The sequence below is a fragment of the Bradyrhizobium sp. ISRA464 genome (genome assembly GCF_029910095.1).
Lineage (GTDB): Bacteria > Pseudomonadota > Alphaproteobacteria > Rhizobiales > Xanthobacteraceae > Bradyrhizobium.
Map to the genome: position 1 here is coordinate 7119415 of NZ_CP094526.1, position 14598 is coordinate 7134012.

Genomic DNA, 14598 nt, shown 5'->3' on the forward strand with positions numbered 1-14598 from the left:
GACACATTCATCCCCGGCAGGGCAATGGCTGGTATGCCAGAGGAATTATCACGATAACGCATGGCTTTGCGGGGTTTCGCCGGCCTGGCCGGCCTGATAAACCCCCGCTATGCCCCTCAAGGTCGCCGCCTTCTACCAGTTCGCTGCGCTGCCCGATTTCCGCGCGCTGCGCGAACCCCTGCGCGCACTCTGCGCCGGCCTCGATCTCAAGGGCAGCGTGCTGCTGGCGCATGAGGGCATCAATGGCACCATCGCCGGCGCCGCCGACGGCATCGATGGCTTTGTCGCGGAGCTGCGGCATGGTCCGCTGTTCGGCGGCCTCCTCGACAATCTCGAACTGAAATTTTCGGACGCCGCACAGATGCCGTTCCAGCGGCTGAAGGTCCGGCTCAAGAAGGAGATCGTGACACTCGGCGACGCCACGGTCGACCCGACGCGGCAGGCCGGCACCTATGTCGACGCCGCCGACTGGAATGCACTGATCGCTTGTCCCGACATACTGCTGCTCGACACCCGCAACGCCTTCGAGGTCGCGATGGGCACCTTCGAGGGTGCGGTGGATCCCAAGATCGCAAGCTTCGGAGAGTTCAAGGACTTTGCGGCGTGCCAGCTCGATCCCGCGAAGCACCGCAAGATCGCGATGTTCTGCACCGGCGGCATCCGCTGCGAGAAGGCGAGCGCGTATCTGCTCGCGCAAGGCTTTGCCGAGGTCTATCACCTCAAGGGCGGAATTCTAAAATATCTCGAGGCAATGCCGGAGCAGCATAGCCGCTGGCGCGGCGAATGCTTCGTGTTCGACGAACGCGTCACGCTCGGCCACGGCTTGCGCGAGCGCAGATCCGAAGGCGCGCCCCATGAATGATGCCACGAAGCTCGGCGACCGGATCGATGCACTGGAGGTCCGGCTGACCTACCAGGACGAGACGATCGAGATACTAAATCAGACCATCACGGCACAGTGGAAGCAAATCGATGCGCTGACGCGCCAGATCGCCGAGCTGCGCGACCGGCTGCAGGAAGCCGAGCGTCACGCGCCGGGACCCGCCAACGAGCGGCCGCCGCACTATTGACCAGCGTCGCTTCGACATGGCGACAGCGGCCGAGCTATATGTTGCTCACCTGGCGGGCTTCCTTCGAGGCCCGGCGCACACAGAGCAAGCGCTTGTGAACCGCCGTGCAACCGCGCTGGTGCAGCGGTTGTCCAGCCTGTTCTTCAGCGGCACGAAGTCGATACTAACAAGTGGTTGCACTCTTACATAACTCAATTTGTGGCAACATCCATTTATATGCATCATTGCGTGCATTTCTGTGCGTTGCCACCGGTATCAGACGACCAAAATTTCCCGACGTGTCCTCTATTCACCTGGATTTCTCCAAGCGGACCATCAATTTTATTGATCTCCTCATAAAGCAGCGCGCATCCCATCAAGAGCAGCACGCCCATTTGCGCGGATCTCCGGCACTGCTTCGCGAAAGTGTTCTCATAGTTTTCCTTAATCAACGCCTCGCCACGATGCGGAAGAGTTCCCGTGTCGAGGTGAGCCATGATCAGATTTTTCCACTGTCGAAGCGGCGCATCAGCCGTCGAATTTGCACTGATATTGCCGCTGTTCCTCGCCTTCATATACGGCATCGTCGTGTTCGGTTCGTATCTCGCGATGGTGCATGGCGTTCAGCAGCTCGCCGCCGAAGCAGCACGCTCGTCGGTTGCCGGGATGACCAACAGCGAACGGAGCAGCCTGGCAGCCAGTTACGTCGCCGCCAATGCTTCGACATATCCGTTACTCGTTCCCGGCAATCTCACGGTCAGCGCCGCACCGTCGCCGTCGAACGCAAACGTCTACGTCGTGACCATCAACTACAACGCCTCCGGCAACTTCATCTACAGCCTGCCGTTCGTCCCTGCTCCTCCGGCGAGGATCGTCCGCTCGGCCGCGATCCAGTACGGGCGCCTGGAGCGCCGGCTCGGCGTGACATTTGACTGCAACCGGTTGCAGCGCCCTGAGGGAGGGCCGGCCTAGCATTACAGTTGTAATTTTTGCTTGAGATGCGCTTTGCGCGCGTTGGCTTGATGAGCCCTGCGCCAGGATGACCATGCGAGGATGTGGGCATGCGGGATGCGCCGCTGGGCGAGCTTCATGGCGATGCGGCGGATTTCCTGGATCGACCAGCGGATCAAGAACGATGCTTCGGTCGGGGCCGCGGTCGCGTTTTTTTAAGCAATGCTCCGGTGTTGGCCCGATGACGGATGACGGCCATCGTGGCGAAGGCAAGCATGACCAGTGAGACATGGCGATGCCAGCCATGCCAGGAGCGGGTTTCGTTGTGATCAAGACCGAGCTCGTTCTTGGCGGTTTCGAAGCTGTCTTCGATGGCCCAGCGATGGCCTTCCACGGATACCAGCTTCTGCATGGACGTGCCCTTGGGGCACCATGTGGAGAAGAAGGCTAAGCTGTTGTCGGCAATATTGCGGCGGATCAGAAGACCTCGGGTCCATTCCCCGGCAAGGTCGTCGTTGTATTCGCCGGCGTCGAGATCGGCCAGCTCAAGATAGGCCCAGTCGTGCCAGCGCGGACCTTTGGTTCCTTCGCCGGACGGCAGGCGGCGCCAGGCCTTCTTGGGAAGGCTCTGCGCGATCGTAGAGGCAGTGCCGGCGACAGGCTGCTGCTTGCCCCAGGAATAGAACACGTGATTGGAAGCAACCCCCAGAACATAGCCTTTGCCCGCCTTGCGCAGCAGGGTTTCGATCGCTCCCGTGCCATACACGCTGTCCGCTGCTATGAACGAGAACGGCACCTTTGCGGCGATCGCGCGAGCGATCATTTGATGCGCGATCCGGGGCTTCGTCGCAAAGCTCACATCGCTCGGGACATGTGCGGCCTTCAGGCGAGCGGGTTCGTCCGTCCATTCCTTTGGCAGGTAGAGCGCCCGATCGATGAAGGCATGGCCATGCCGCGACACATAGGAGGCAAACACTCCGATCTGGCAATTGGTGATCTTGCCCGCCGAGCCAGTGTACTGGCGCGCGACCCCACACGAGGCCTTGCCCTGTTTCAAAAAGCCGGTCTCATCGATGACCAGAACCGCGTCCTCGTCACCCAGCGTTTCCAGCGCGTACTCACGTACAATATCGCGCAGCGCGTCGGCATCCCACTGCCCCCGACCCAGAATCGCCTGCTGGCGCCACGGGCCTGGATCGCCAGCCGCTTCCGCCCGCATCCAACCCGTCTTGCGCGGCTCGTTGCCCAACAGTCCGTCGAGAAATTGCCCCGCCGAGGCCGCGACCCGCTCTTGCGTAAACAGCGGACGGATGCGTTGCTTGGCATCTCGCAACGACGAAGCCCACAGCGTCAGCGTATCCTCAACCGACGCGCCACCAATCATCAGATCCCGAATCATGGTCGCCCATAGATTCAGAACCTTCAGGAAGATGCAACTGTAATGCTAGGCCCGCGATAGGGCGCGAGCATCTTCCGGAAAGCCGCCCCGGAATTGGGCGTCATGCGTGCGGCGTCAGCCACAACAGCATGGCCACAGCCGCCGCGACGATGACGGCCTAGGCGTCACCGTCTTCGAGGCGCCACTGCGCGGCGAGCCGGTTCGCGACATGATTGAATTCGGTTTGCATCTGCCGGAGCGTTGCCATCACTTGGCATCGTCGAGACTAGCCGTCCCGGTCGCTGTCATGCCGCGATGGCGCAGGCTGCGTCGCGCTGACCGGATCGGATGCCAGAAAGATGCCCTCCAGGCCGGCCTGCAACCGGGTATGTGTCTCGCGGTCGGCCGCCTCCGCCTTGCGCGGACTGTCTGCGTGCTTGTCATGCGCGGCAGGATCGAATTTCTCGGCCATGTGGTCCTCCTTTACGAGGGTTCCAGATCCGCCTTGGCCCACAGCGACGCACCGTGTATCAGGGGCTTGCAAATTTCTTTCATGCTCAGGAACTTTCGCGTGCCCCAGGATTCCGCGACGAAGCCGCTCATCGACGTCCTGTCGGGCCGCCGCCAGAACATGCCGCCGCTCTGGATGATGCGGCAGGCCGGCCGCTATTTGCCGGAATATCGCGAGCTGCGCGCGAAGGCAGGCAGCTTCCTCGATCTTTGCTTCACGCCGGACTATGCCGCCGAAGTCACGCTGCAGCCGATCCGCCGGTTCGGCTTCGACGCCGCGATCATCTTCTCCGACATCCTGGTGATCCCCCACGCGCTCGGTCGCTCGGTACGCTTCGAGGCCGGCGAAGGTCCGCGGCTCGACCCACTGGCAACACCCGAGCAGATCACGACGCTCGCCACGGAAGCGGACTTCGGCAAGCTCGAACCGGTCTATGAAGCGCTGCGTCGCGTCCGGCGCGAGCTTGCACCGCAGACCGCGCTGATCGGCTTCTGCGGCGCCCCCTGGACCGTGGCGACCTACATGGTGGCCGGACAGGGCACGCCGGACCAGGCGCCGGCGCGCATGCTTGCCTATCGTCATCCGGACGCGTTCGCAAAGATCATCGACGTGCTGGTGGAGAACTCGATCCAGTATCTGGTCGGGCAGTCGAAGGCCGGCGCCGACTGCCTGCAGATTTTCGACACCTGGGCCGGCGTGCTGCCGCCGCGCGAGTTCGCGCGCTGGTCGATCGAGCCGGCCAGGCGCATCGTCGCGGGCGTGCGCAGGCAGGTCCCGAACGCCCGGATCATCGGCTTTCCGCGCGGCGCCGGCGGCATGCTGCCGACCTACGTCGAGCAAACCGGCGTCGACGCCGTATCCGTCGATTGGGCCGCCGAACCATCGATGATCCGCGAGCGCGTGCAGTCGCACGTCGCGGTGCAGGGTAATCTCGATCCGCTGGCACTGATTACCGGCGGCGCTGCGCTTGATCGTGCGGTGGACGATGTCCTCGAGAATTTCGGCAAGGGGCGGCTGATCTTCAATCTCGGCCACGGCATCCTGCCGGAGACGCCGATCGCCCACGTCGAGCAGATGATCGCGCGAGTACGCGCGTATAAGGGGTGAGACCTGTAGCCCGGATGGAGCATAGCGAAATCCGGGAACCATCCACTCGCACGAGGGATACCCGGATTTCGCTTCGATGCATCCCGGCTACGTCGCCTACCGTGCGTCCTCCAGGATCATGTCCGAGGCCTTTTCCGCGATCATGATCGTCGGCGCATTGGTGTTGCCCGACATCAAGTCCGGCATGATCGACGCATCGACCACGCGCAGGCCCTCGATGCCGCGCACTTTGAGCCGCTGATCGACGACCGCGAGCGGATCGTTGCCCATCCGGCAGGTCGAAGTCGGATGATAGACCGTGCTGCCGGTGCTGCGGCAGAACTCGAGCAGATCGTCGTCGCTGACGGTCTTGGAACCCGGATAGACCTCCTCCGCGCAATACTCCTTCAGCGCCGGTGCGGCCAGGATCTTGCGCAGGATGCGGATGCCGTCGATGAAGGCGCGCCGGTCGGTCTCGGTCGCGAGGTAGTTGATCCGGATCTCCGGCGGCACGCCCGGATCGGCACTCTTGATCCGCAGCGTGCCGCGGCTTTCCGGCCGCAGCTGACAGACCGATGCGGTGAAGCCCGAAAACGAATGCAGGTTCTCGCCCATCTTGTCCGTCGAGAACGGAATGAAATGGATCTGGATGTCCGGCGTGGCTAGGCGCGGATTAGTCTTGAAGAACGCGCCTGAGGTGCCGGCCGCGATGGTCAGCGGCCCGCGACGCAAGGCGGCATAATGCGCACCGGCCCAGATGCGCCGCAGCGGATGGTTGACGACGTCGTTGAGCGTCACCCGCTGCAGACATCGCGTCACGATCCGAACCTGCAGATGATCCTGAAGGTCGTTGCCGACACCGGGCGCATCGAGCACGACATCGACGCCGTGCTGCTTCAGCAGATCGGCGGGGCCGACGCCGGAGAGCTGCAGCAATTGCGGCGAATTATACGCGCCGCTTGACACCAGGACTTCCTTGCGCGCCTTTGCTTTGCGCAACTGCCCGTTCTGCTTGTACTCCACCGCGCTGGCGCGGCGACCCTCGAACAGGATGCGCTGCGCCAGTGCTGACGTCTCGACGCGCAGATTGCCGCGCGTCAGCGCCGGACGCAGATAGGACTGCGCCGTGCTGGCGCGCCGGCCGCGCCGCGTCGTGGTCTGGAAGAAGCCGGCGCCCTCCTGGGTCGCGCCGTTGAAATCCGGATTGGTGGGAATGCCGGCTTCGGCCGCGGCGAGAGCGAAGGCCTCCGACAACGGATCATGATGTCGCCAGTCCGACACCGGCAGCGGCCCGCCCTTGCCGTGATATTTGTCGGACCCGCGCTGCTGATCTTCGGCCCGCTTGAAATACGGCAATACATCGTCATAGCCCCAGCCGGCGTTGCCGCGCTGGCGCCAGCGGTCATAGTCCTCGTGCTGACCACGCACATAGAGCAGGCCGTTGATCGAGCTGGACCCGCCCAGCACCTTGCCGCGCGGCTGGAACACCTGACGGCCGTTCAAGCCCGGCTCCGGCTCGGTCTGGTACATCCAGTTGACAGATTTTTCCTTGAACAGCTTGCCGTAGCCGAGCGGGACGTGGATCCAGATATTGGTATCCTTCGGTCCGGCCTCGAGCAGCAGCACCGAGTGCTTGCCGTCGGCACTCAGGCGATTGGCGAGCACGCAACCGGCCGAGCCGGCACCGACGATGATGTAGTCGAATTCGGCCGCGTCGTTCGACGATGCGCCATGATTGTTGTTGTTCATTCGTTTCCCCCGGCCATACGGCACGTCCGGCGCTCCGCGACGGCGATCGCTTGAGAACCTCAGCGAGGTGCTCGCACGCGTCGCCATGCGTCAGGCCAGCCCGAGAAGACGTAGCGAGCGCGACAGATGCGGTCAAGAAAGATAGAGCGCAGATTCCGAGAGGTGCTACAGGAGGCCGACGGGTGGTACGGTTGCCGGCGCCCGCGTTGAGGCTCTGGAGCAGTTGCCCGACGGGCAGATTGAGCTCGTCGGCACTTTCGGCGGCGGCGAAGATGTAGCGGTCGGGCCGCACGATCGCGCTGCAGGAACACGCCGCGCAGATCGAACGTGCCTGCCGGCGCGATATATTCACTGAGACGAAAGCCCGCGGCCATGTAGAACTCGCAAGCCTTGCGTACCTCCGGCGTCAGCACCTGATAGTGGTCGAGCCGCAACGCCGAACCGCCGGCGTGGCGACTGAATTTGGTGATCATGCGCGGCACGACCGGCATGGTCGCGCAGAATTCCAACGGCGTGCCGACGGGATCGACCGCGTGCAGGGTGCGGCCCTGATGCGGCGCATCGGCCCAGGTCGCCTGGCAGCCATGCGCCTCTGATGCGAAACCCGGGGTCGTGGTTCGTGGTCGGGAGGCTCATGCGCGCACCTTCTGGTTTGCCGTCGCGATCGCAGTCATTGCGAAAAACCGACGAGGGATCAAGCAGCGCGGCCGTAGGCAATGTTTACCGAATGCTGCGCCGACGCTCGCCTCCCGTCGCGCATTTGTATCGATTTGTCAGCAATGCCGCCGCTTGGGAACCAAAGTGGCGCCGCATGTTTCGGTTCATTTCAAAAATTCATATTTTGTCAAAGGTTTGCAGCGAACTTTTCGGCACGGCCGCCGGGCCCAATCGCGCGGTATCTGCAATGCGTATGTACCTGAGTTCATATCTCGCGAAGCTGCTCGCAGGCGACCTGTCCGCCTTCGGCGCGCCGCCGACCGATGATGCGCTCGCAGGTCACATCCGGGCCGAGCAGGTTTCGCTGATCCTCGGCTATTCGGCCGGCATCATGTTGGCCAATGCCTGCAACGCGCTGGTGCTCGCTGTCGCGCTGTGGCAATCGCCCGACTGGTCCTTCGCCATGATGTGGGCGGTGGGAGTGAGCAGCGCAGCCCTGTTCTTCGGCCTGCAGGCGCGCGCGTCGCGACGCATCGCCAAGCCGCAGTTCGTATCGCGCCGGACCATGTACCGTCTGGTGCGCAATGCTTTGGCGCTGGGCACCGCCTGGGGCATCGTCCCGGTCGCCTTCTTCGCGGACGCTTCGAGCGGCGCGCAGTTGGTCATTACCTGCCTGTGCGCGGGAATGCTGGCCGGCGGCGCCTTCGCCTTCTCCACCATTCCGATCGCGGCGATTGCATTCACCGCACCGATCTTCGTCGGCACGGCGATCTGTCTCGGCCGGGAGGGCGATTTCATCTACCTGCTGGTGGCGGTGCTGGTCGTGGTCTACGGGCTCGTACTGCTGCGTGGCGTCTTCGTCCACGCCTTCGAGTTCCAGCGACGGATTATTGCCCAGCATGAAGCCGAGCGAACCGTGCGGCAGGATCTGCTGACGCATCTGCCAAACCGCGTTGCCTTCAACGAAACGCTCGCCGGCGCCCTCAATCGGCTGACCCGGTCCGGTGAGGAATTCGCGGTGCTATTGCTCGATCTCGATCGCCTCAAGGAGGTGAACGACAGGTTCGGCCACCCTGCCGGCGATGAATTTCTGGTACAGGTCGCAGCCCGGCTGCAGCGATGCACACGCGCGGCCGAGCATGTCGCGCGCATCGGCAGCGACGAATTTGCGCTGATCATGTCCAACCTGTCCAGGGCGGAAGACGCGCTCGCGCTGGCCGAGCGGTTCGTGGCGGCGTTTGCCGACCCCTTCGTGATTGAGGGATACGAGGTCACGAGCGCGATCAGCATCGGCATCGTGCTGGCGCCGCGGGACGGCAACACGTCGCACGACCTCCTCAAGCATGTCGACATCGCGCTCTATCGGGCGAAGAAGTCGGGACCCGGCACCATCTGCTTCTTCGAAGCGAGTGACGACCAATCGGCGCGCGACCGCAGGGCGCTGCAGCGCGACCTCGAACGCGCCATCGAGGCGGACGAGCTGTTCCTCGTCTACCAACCCTTCCTCGATATCCGCAAAGGCCACATCACCGGCTTCGAGGCGCTGTTGCGCTGGCAGCATCCGGTGCGCGGTCTGATCCCACCGACTGTATTTATTCCGATCGCCGAGGAGAGCGGATTGATCCACCCGCTCGGCGAATGGGTCATTCGCCACGCCTGCGCGACGCTGTCACTCTGGCCGGACGATCTCAGGATCGCGGTCAACTTCTCCGCCGTGCAGTTCCAGAACGCGAGTATCCTGGAGACGATCGTGCAGGCCCTGACCGAGGCGAACGTGTCGCCACGCCGGCTTGAGATCGAAATCACCGAATCGATGCTGATCTCGAAATATGGATCGGCGCCCGCGATCCTGAACTCGTTGCTCGAGCTCGGTCTGACCGTCGCGCTCGACGATTTCGGCACGGGATTCTCGTCACTGACCTATTTGCGCAAGCTGCCGTTCAGCCGCATAAAGATCGACCAGTCCTTCATCCGCGACATGTTGACCCAACCGGACTGCGCCGCAATCGTGAAATCAGTGATCGCGCTTGCGCAGGACCTGGAAATTGGCGTCGTGGCCGAAGGGGTCGAAACCGCCGACCAGCTCGAATATCTGCGTCAGACCAGCTGCGACGAGGTCCAGGGTTACCTGATCGGCCGGCCGATGTCGGCGAGCGAGATCTCCGCCGCACTCGATCGCGCTTCCCAGCAGTCCGTACACGCCGCCTAGTCGCCGCGCGAGGCCACGGGTCGCCTCAGGCCGAGTCCGCGCGGTGCAAGGTGTCCACCGTGATGATGCCGCGGGCGCGCGACACGCAGGCGCAGATCTTGCGGCCTTCCCGCCGCTCGCGCTCGCTGAAGAAGACGTCGCGATGATCGATCTCGCCGTCGACGTCGATCACATCAAGCGCACAGACGCCGCATTCGCCGCGGCGGCAGTCGCTCATCACCTCGTCGCCGGCGTCGTTGAGCACATCAAGCATCGTCCGGTCGTGCGGAATCACGACCTCGACGCCCTCCTGCTTGAGCCGCACACGGAATGCTTCGGTCGGCAGCAGCCCGCTCGATCCGAACGTCTCATAGCGCAGGTCGGCCATCGGCCGGCCGGCGGCCTCCCAGGCGTGCCGCGCCGCATCCAGCATCCGCATCGGGCCGCAGAGCAACGTCATCGCATCCTGCGGCAGCGCCGCGAACACCGCACCGAGATCGAGCCGACGGCCCTCGTCGCCGGCGTAGACGATCAGGCGCCGGCCGAGCAGAGCTTCGAGCACGTCGAGATAGGCAGCATCATCGCGCGAGCGCACCGCATAATGCAGCGCAACTTCCGCGTTGCGACGGGCGAGCGCCTGCGCCGCGCCGACGATCGGCGTGATGCCGATGCCGCCGGCCACAAGGCAGACATGCTGTCGCGTCCAGTCGAGTTGCACAAGCGATGTCGGCAGCGTGATGTTGATGCGGGCTCCCGGTTCGAGCGACCACATATAGCGCGAGCCGCCGCGGGACTCCGGCGCGCGGCGCACCGCGATCCGGTAGCCTTGCGCATCCGCTTCCCCGACCAGCGAGTAGGAACGCGTCTGCGGCCGTCCATCGACCGCGACGCCGATCTGGATATGGCTGCCGACCGGATAGGGCGCCACGGCGACGCGATCGGGGCGCAGCAGGAATTCGCGGATGCCGGGCGTGAGATCGCGCGTGGCGACGACGGTTGCAGGCGTCCAGGTCTCGATGAAGCGCATAAGACTCCCCGCTCAGTCGGCCGCAGCCGATTTGATCAGCGCCAGGGCCGGCAACAGGTCGAGATGGGTCCGGTTGCGCAGCGCCAGCCGCAGATTGCGCGCGGCAAGCCGCGCATGCTCGCGCATGACGGCCTCAGCCCGTCCGCCCTCCCGGTTCTCGATGGCGTCGACCACGACGCGGTGATGATCCTGTGCGATCAGCAGGATCTGGTGCGCCTCGGGCAAGGCCGATTGCGCCATCACGAAGCCGCTGGGGGAGGCGAACGGCAGTGCCGAGGCGCGGTCGATCTGCCGGATCAGCGGCGGGCTGCGCGACAGCTCGGTAAGCAGCGCATGGAAGCGCGCGTTCAGCGCGACATAGGACGAGAACGCCTCGACCGAGACCGGATCCTGGCGCACCAGGCCATCGATCTCGTTCAGGCACTCCTTCAACGGCTCGAGATCGCGCGCGGACACGCCGCGTTCAGCGGCAAACCGCGCGGCTAGACCCTCGAGCGTGCCGCGCAGCTCGATGGAATCGAGAATGTCGCGCTCGGAGAATGCCTTGACCATGAAGCCGCCCGACGGGATCGCCTCCAGCAGGCCCTCCTCCTCCAGCCGCACCAGCGCCATCCGTACCGGCGTCCGCGAGACGCCGGTGGTTTCGACCGCCTGCAATTCCGAGATGCGCTCGCCCGGACGAAGACCGCCCGAGAGGATCAGGTCGCGCAGCGCGAGCTGTGCCCGCACGGTCTGCGACACGGAGCGATCGGCCTCCCGTTCCGGCATTGCTCGCTCCTTGATTACTCGGCCGCCTGCAGGTGCTGGGGCGGGTTCTCCTTCGCCACCATGCGGTCGATGACGCGCCGCGCCCACATCGCGCCGGCATCGATGTTGAGGTTGTAGAATACGCGGTCCGGGTTCTCGTCCATCGCGCGCTGTTGCGCCTCGAGAATGATCTCGTCCTCGTGGAAGATGCCGGCGACGCCCTCGCGGATCTCCGTGGTCAGGCGTTGCTCGGTGAGGCGGTGATTGCGCACGAAGGCCCAGAAGTAATGGGTGGTCTTCTCGGTCTCCGGCGTGATGGTGTTGAGCACATAGCCGTTGACGCCCGCCGAGCGGTCACCTTCGGGCGCACCTGATCCGGCCGGCGCGACGCCGACGTCGATATTGACCGTGCACGGCGCCTCGAAGCGGATGATCTGCCATCGGTCGACCGGACCCGGCTTCTGCAACTGCTTGGCCCAGAACGGCGGCGCCTCGATGCCTTTCATCCAGCGCGTCACTGTCACGGTCTTCTCGCCATGGGTGACGTCGAAGGGAGCTTCGGCGACCGCGTCATTGCCGATGCTGGAGCCGTGCACGAAGGTTTCGTGGGTGAGATCCATGAGGTTATCGACCACGAGACGGTAGTCGCACTTGACGTGAATGGTCTTGCCATCGCCGGCCCAGGCAGGATCATTATTCCAGTGCATGTCGGGCACCAGTTCGGGGTCAGCGAGCGCGGGATCGCCCATCCAAAGCCAGACGAAGCGGTGACGTTCAACCACCGGATAGGCGCGCACGCAGGCCGACGGATTGATCGTCTCCTGCGAGGGCATGAAGGTGCAGCGGCCCTGCGCATTGTACTTCAGGCCGTGATAGCCGCAGACCACGGTGTCGCCCTCGAGCCGGCCCTTGGACAGCGGCACCAAGCGGTGCCAGCAGGCATCCTCCAGCGCCACGACCTCGCCGTCGCCCTTCCGATACATCACGACATGCTTGCCGCAGATCGTGCGCGGCAGCAGCGCATGCTTGATCTCGGCGTCCCAGCCGGCCGCGTACCACGCGTTCATCGGAAATGGTTTTGACATGGCGGCCTCCCGGTAATCAGCGCTGCTTGCGTACCTACTGTATACATAGTTGCCTTGAGTTATGCAAGGATCGGCCATTTTCGCCTCTAATTTCCGATTCATGTATACATAATGACATGAATAGCCTCGCATGGGCCGCGCATACCCGCGACGCAGGATGCACCTGGCTGGTCGGCGCCATTCGCGCCGAGAGAACTTAGAATTGGATGGAGGGTGATTTACGAGTTGGACGGCGAGCGGCTCGAGGCCGACTGCGTGTCCTTGATGCTGACCACGACGGCGATGCGCTTGACCAGGCCGCTGCGGTAGGCTTGCAGGAACTTGTCGTAATGCTTGACCGAGATGCAGCCGTTGGAGTCGCCGTTCGGGCCGAGCATGTAGCTGTGAACGAGCAGGCCAACGCGTCCGAACGTGTCGCTGCCGTCGACCGGGGTCATCCGCAACGCGGGCACGCCGTGGAACAGCTTTTCGCGCGGCTTCATCTCATAGATGCCGGGTGGCGTCGCACCGGCGTTGCGGGCGTTCACATGTGCCGGATCGTCCAGCAGGTTGCCGAGACCGGAATGCGCCTCGAACTTGGTGCCGTCGGGCATGTACACGACACGCCCGGTGATGTCGTAGACCGCCGTGGCGTTGTCATAGCCGAGCGCGCGGAGGTTCGGGCTCGGACCGGACAGCAGCCCGTCATTCGGATCGAGTGAGGCCAGTTGCAGCTTTGCCGGCATCATGTCGGCAATCTTCTGGAAAAACGTCCGGTTATCGGCCTGCTGCACCGGCGGCGGGGGCGGCGTATCGTTCCGCGCGATCAGGTTGGCCTCGGCCGGGCGGGATCGCGGCATCGGTATTGCTGCGACAGCCGGCGCGGGCGGCGGCAAGGCGGCTGTCTCCTCCTCCTGGCTGGGCAGATCGATCTGCGTGTTACGCAACTGCTGGCCGGCCAGCGCGTCTTCGATCTGGTCGAACTCGGTCTTGAAGTCAGCGCGATCCGAACGGATACCACGGCGCAGAGGATAATAGATCGAAGCCGAATTGAGCGTGGAGCGAGAGCCGAAGCGATCGTCGAAAGTCAGCGCGGCAGAAGTGTTAGCCAACGCCGGCCCATGCAGCCAAGCGGCGGGATCAACGCCGACCATCCACGCGGCAAGACCCGACGACAAGGCAAGCGCGCCGACGGCCAATGCCGTGCTGCCCACCAATGACATGCCGCGGCTAGACCTGCGCCCGGCAGCTTTCGTCGTTCGTTGACCCATCCATCCCCAAGTTCGGTGTTCTCGGGCCTGTTCCGGCCCATGTGGGATTCACCGAAACCTCAGTATATCAGGGAATTAGAGTAAGGCATAATCGAGACAGAGAGGGACGACAGCACGCTTTTTTAAGCTTCTGGGGGTGGAAAATGCGCCAGAATCAGTGCCCAGAGGGCCTCAAACGGCGGAAAGGCGCCCCCGATAGAATGGAATGGTCCGGCCGTGCTCCGGCCCCGCCAGTGCGAGAAGCTGGCAAGGGGCGCTCAGGTCAAGGAGCACGCCATGTCTCGGAACCTCAACACAGCGGTCGCCGTGATCGGCATCGATATCGGCAAGAACTCGTTCCACCTCGTAGGTCATGATCACCGCGGTGCCATCGTGCTGCGGCAGAAGTGGTCACGCAGCCAGGTGGAAAGACGGCTCGCCAACTTCCCGCCCTGCTTGATCGGGATGGAGGCTTGCGTCGGCGCGCATCACCTCAGTCGCAAGCTCCAAATGCTCGGCCACGACGCTCGCTTGATGCCGGCGAAAGACGTGCGCCCGTATTCGAAAGGACAGAAGAATGACTTCCGAGATGCGGAAGCCATCGCCGAGGCTGTCCAACGCCCGACCATGAAATTCGTCGCAACCAAGACAGCCGATCAGCTCGACCTTCAGGCGCTGCACCGCGTCCGCGATCGATTGGTCAGTCAGCGTACCGGCGTCATCAATCAGATCCGTGCGTTTCTGCTGGAGCGGGGCATCGCCGTACGCCAAGGCCTGCATTCCCTGCGATCCGAGTTGCCGGGTATCCTCGCGACGCGCACCGATGTGCTCTCGCCTCGCATGTTACGCATCATCGAGGATCTGGCGGGCGACTGGCGCCGGCTGGATGCGCGTATCGAGGGGCTGTCTAGCCCGCATTTCTCACAGGGCCGACTGATCTG

General features: G+C 63.8%; 14 protein-coding genes and 1 pseudogene. 6 read left to right on the forward strand and 9 right to left on the reverse strand.

The annotated features are described in order from the left end of the window. Positions 1 to 109 precede the first annotated feature (109 nt). Complete coding sequence (locus tag MTX19_RS33010; protein WP_280980957.1) at positions 110 to 862, forward strand: rhodanese-related sulfurtransferase; 753 nt, start codon at positions 110 to 112, stop codon at positions 860 to 862. Beyond that, positions 855 to 1070, forward strand: coding sequence for a SlyX family protein (locus tag MTX19_RS33015; RefSeq protein ID WP_280980958.1), 216 nt, complete (start codon positions 855 to 857; stop codon positions 1068 to 1070). Before MTX19_RS33010 ends, MTX19_RS33015 begins: the two co-directional genes overlap by 8 nt. A gap of 221 nt (positions 1071 to 1291) precedes the next feature. On the opposite strand, the gene MTX19_RS33020 is transcribed toward MTX19_RS33015, so the two are convergent. Beyond that, on the reverse strand, positions 1292 to 1546 hold the full coding sequence (locus MTX19_RS33020) for a hypothetical protein (RefSeq protein ID WP_280985661.1): 255 nt from the start codon (positions 1544 to 1546) through the stop codon (positions 1292 to 1294). Between MTX19_RS33020 and MTX19_RS33025 the strand changes: the two genes are divergently transcribed. Beyond that, positions 1545 to 2021 (forward strand): TadE/TadG family type IV pilus assembly protein, encoded by a 477-nt coding sequence (locus tag MTX19_RS33025; RefSeq protein ID WP_280985662.1) that lies wholly within the window; start codon positions 1545 to 1547, stop codon positions 2019 to 2021. The genes MTX19_RS33020 and MTX19_RS33025 overlap by 2 nt on opposite strands. Positions 2022 to 2023: 2 nt before the next feature. Here MTX19_RS33025 and MTX19_RS33030 read toward each other — a convergent pair whose 3' ends face one another. The 3 genes from MTX19_RS33030 to MTX19_RS33040 all read right to left on the reverse strand — a co-directional run bounded on the left by MTX19_RS33030 (position 2024) and on the right by MTX19_RS33040 (position 3850). Next, positions 2024 to 2179: a hypothetical protein gene (locus MTX19_RS33030; RefSeq protein WP_280978692.1), complete on the reverse strand. Its 156-nt coding sequence runs from the start codon at positions 2177 to 2179 to the stop codon at positions 2024 to 2026. After that, positions 2176 to 3399 carry an IS701 family transposase gene (locus MTX19_RS33035; RefSeq protein ID WP_280984181.1) on the reverse strand — a complete coding sequence of 408 codons (1224 nt, stop codon included), beginning with the start codon at positions 3397 to 3399 and terminating at the stop codon, positions 2176 to 2178. Before MTX19_RS33035 ends, MTX19_RS33030 begins: the two co-directional genes overlap by 4 nt. A gap of 265 nt (positions 3400 to 3664) precedes the next feature. Next, a complete protein-coding gene (locus MTX19_RS33040) occupies positions 3665 to 3850 on the reverse strand; it encodes a hypothetical protein (RefSeq protein ID WP_280980959.1) in 186 nt (61 codons plus the stop codon). An 81-nt stretch (positions 3851 to 3931) separates the two neighbouring features. Here MTX19_RS33040 and hemE point away from each other — a divergent pair, with 81 nt between their 5' ends. Beyond that, positions 3932 to 4996: a uroporphyrinogen decarboxylase gene (gene hemE, locus MTX19_RS33045; protein WP_280980960.1), complete on the forward strand. Its 1065-nt coding sequence runs from the start codon at positions 3932 to 3934 to the stop codon at positions 4994 to 4996. A 96-nt stretch (positions 4997 to 5092) separates the two neighbouring features. Here hemE and MTX19_RS33050 read toward each other — a convergent pair whose 3' ends face one another. After that, a complete protein-coding gene (locus MTX19_RS33050; protein ID WP_280980961.1) occupies positions 5093 to 6724 on the reverse strand; it encodes a choline dehydrogenase in 1632 nt (543 codons plus the stop codon). 904 nt (positions 6725 to 7628) lie between these two features. Between MTX19_RS33050 and MTX19_RS33055 the strand changes: the two genes are divergently transcribed. Next, positions 7629 to 9590, forward strand: a complete 1962-nt coding sequence (locus MTX19_RS33055) for an EAL domain-containing protein (protein WP_280980962.1) — start codon at positions 7629 to 7631, stop codon at positions 9588 to 9590. A 25-nt stretch (positions 9591 to 9615) separates the two neighbouring features. Here the strand turns inward: MTX19_RS33055 and MTX19_RS33060 are convergent, their stop codons facing one another. From MTX19_RS33060 to MTX19_RS33075, 4 genes are all read right to left on the reverse strand, one after another. Continuing rightward, entirely contained in the window at positions 9616 to 10596 is a 981-nt protein-coding gene (locus MTX19_RS33060; protein ID WP_280980963.1) for a PDR/VanB family oxidoreductase, read from the reverse strand. Positions 10597 to 10608: 12 nt separating this feature from the next. After that, complete coding sequence (locus MTX19_RS33065) at positions 10609 to 11364, reverse strand: GntR family transcriptional regulator (RefSeq protein WP_280980964.1); 756 nt, start codon at positions 11362 to 11364, stop codon at positions 10609 to 10611. 14 nt (positions 11365 to 11378) lie between these two features. After that, positions 11379 to 12428, reverse strand: a complete 1050-nt coding sequence (locus MTX19_RS33070) for an aromatic ring-hydroxylating dioxygenase subunit alpha (RefSeq protein WP_280980965.1) — start codon at positions 12426 to 12428, stop codon at positions 11379 to 11381. Between the two features lie 218 nt (positions 12429 to 12646). Continuing rightward, on the reverse strand, positions 12647 to 13519 hold the full coding sequence (locus MTX19_RS33075) for a DUF2778 domain-containing protein (RefSeq protein WP_280980966.1): 873 nt from the start codon (positions 13517 to 13519) through the stop codon (positions 12647 to 12649). A 435-nt stretch (positions 13520 to 13954) separates the two neighbouring features. Here MTX19_RS33075 and MTX19_RS33080 point away from each other — a divergent pair. Then, positions 13955 to 14566 (forward strand): annotated as a pseudogene (locus MTX19_RS33080) (IS110 family transposase); the annotation flags it as partial. Positions 14567 to 14598 lie beyond the last annotated feature (32 nt).

Bases quoted from the DNA above. Each gene is read 5' to 3' on its own strand.
- MTX19_RS33010 (WP_280980957.1), top strand. From the start codon at position 110: ATGCCCCTCAAGGTCGCCGCCTTCTACCAGTTCGCTGCGCTGCCCGAT.
- MTX19_RS33015 (WP_280980958.1), top strand. From the start codon at position 855: ATGAATGATGCCACGAAGCTCGGCGACCGGATCGATGCACTGGAGGTC.
- MTX19_RS33025 (WP_280985662.1), top strand. From the start codon at position 1,545: ATGATCAGATTTTTCCACTGTCGAAGCGGCGCATCAGCCGTCGAATTT.
- MTX19_RS33020 (WP_280985661.1), bottom strand. From the start codon at position 1,546: ATGGCTCACCTCGACACGGGAACTCTTCCGCATCGTGGCGAGGCGTTG.
- MTX19_RS33035 (WP_280984181.1), bottom strand. From the start codon at position 3,399: ATGATTCGGGATCTGATGATTGGTGGCGCGTCGGTTGAGGATACGCTG.
- MTX19_RS33040 (WP_280980959.1), bottom strand. From the start codon at position 3,850: ATGGCCGAGAAATTCGATCCTGCCGCGCATGACAAGCACGCAGACAGT.
- hemE (WP_280980960.1), top strand. From the start codon at position 3,932: ATGCTCAGGAACTTTCGCGTGCCCCAGGATTCCGCGACGAAGCCGCTC.
- MTX19_RS33050 (WP_280980961.1), bottom strand. From the start codon at position 6,724: ATGAACAACAACAATCATGGCGCATCGTCGAACGACGCGGCCGAATTC.
- MTX19_RS33055 (WP_280980962.1), top strand. From the start codon at position 7,629: ATGCGTATGTACCTGAGTTCATATCTCGCGAAGCTGCTCGCAGGCGAC.
- MTX19_RS33060 (WP_280980963.1), bottom strand. From the start codon at position 10,596: ATGCGCTTCATCGAGACCTGGACGCCTGCAACCGTCGTCGCCACGCGC.
- MTX19_RS33065 (WP_280980964.1), bottom strand. From the start codon at position 11,364: ATGCCGGAACGGGAGGCCGATCGCTCCGTGTCGCAGACCGTGCGGGCA.
- MTX19_RS33070 (WP_280980965.1), bottom strand. From the start codon at position 12,428: ATGTCAAAACCATTTCCGATGAACGCGTGGTACGCGGCCGGCTGGGAC.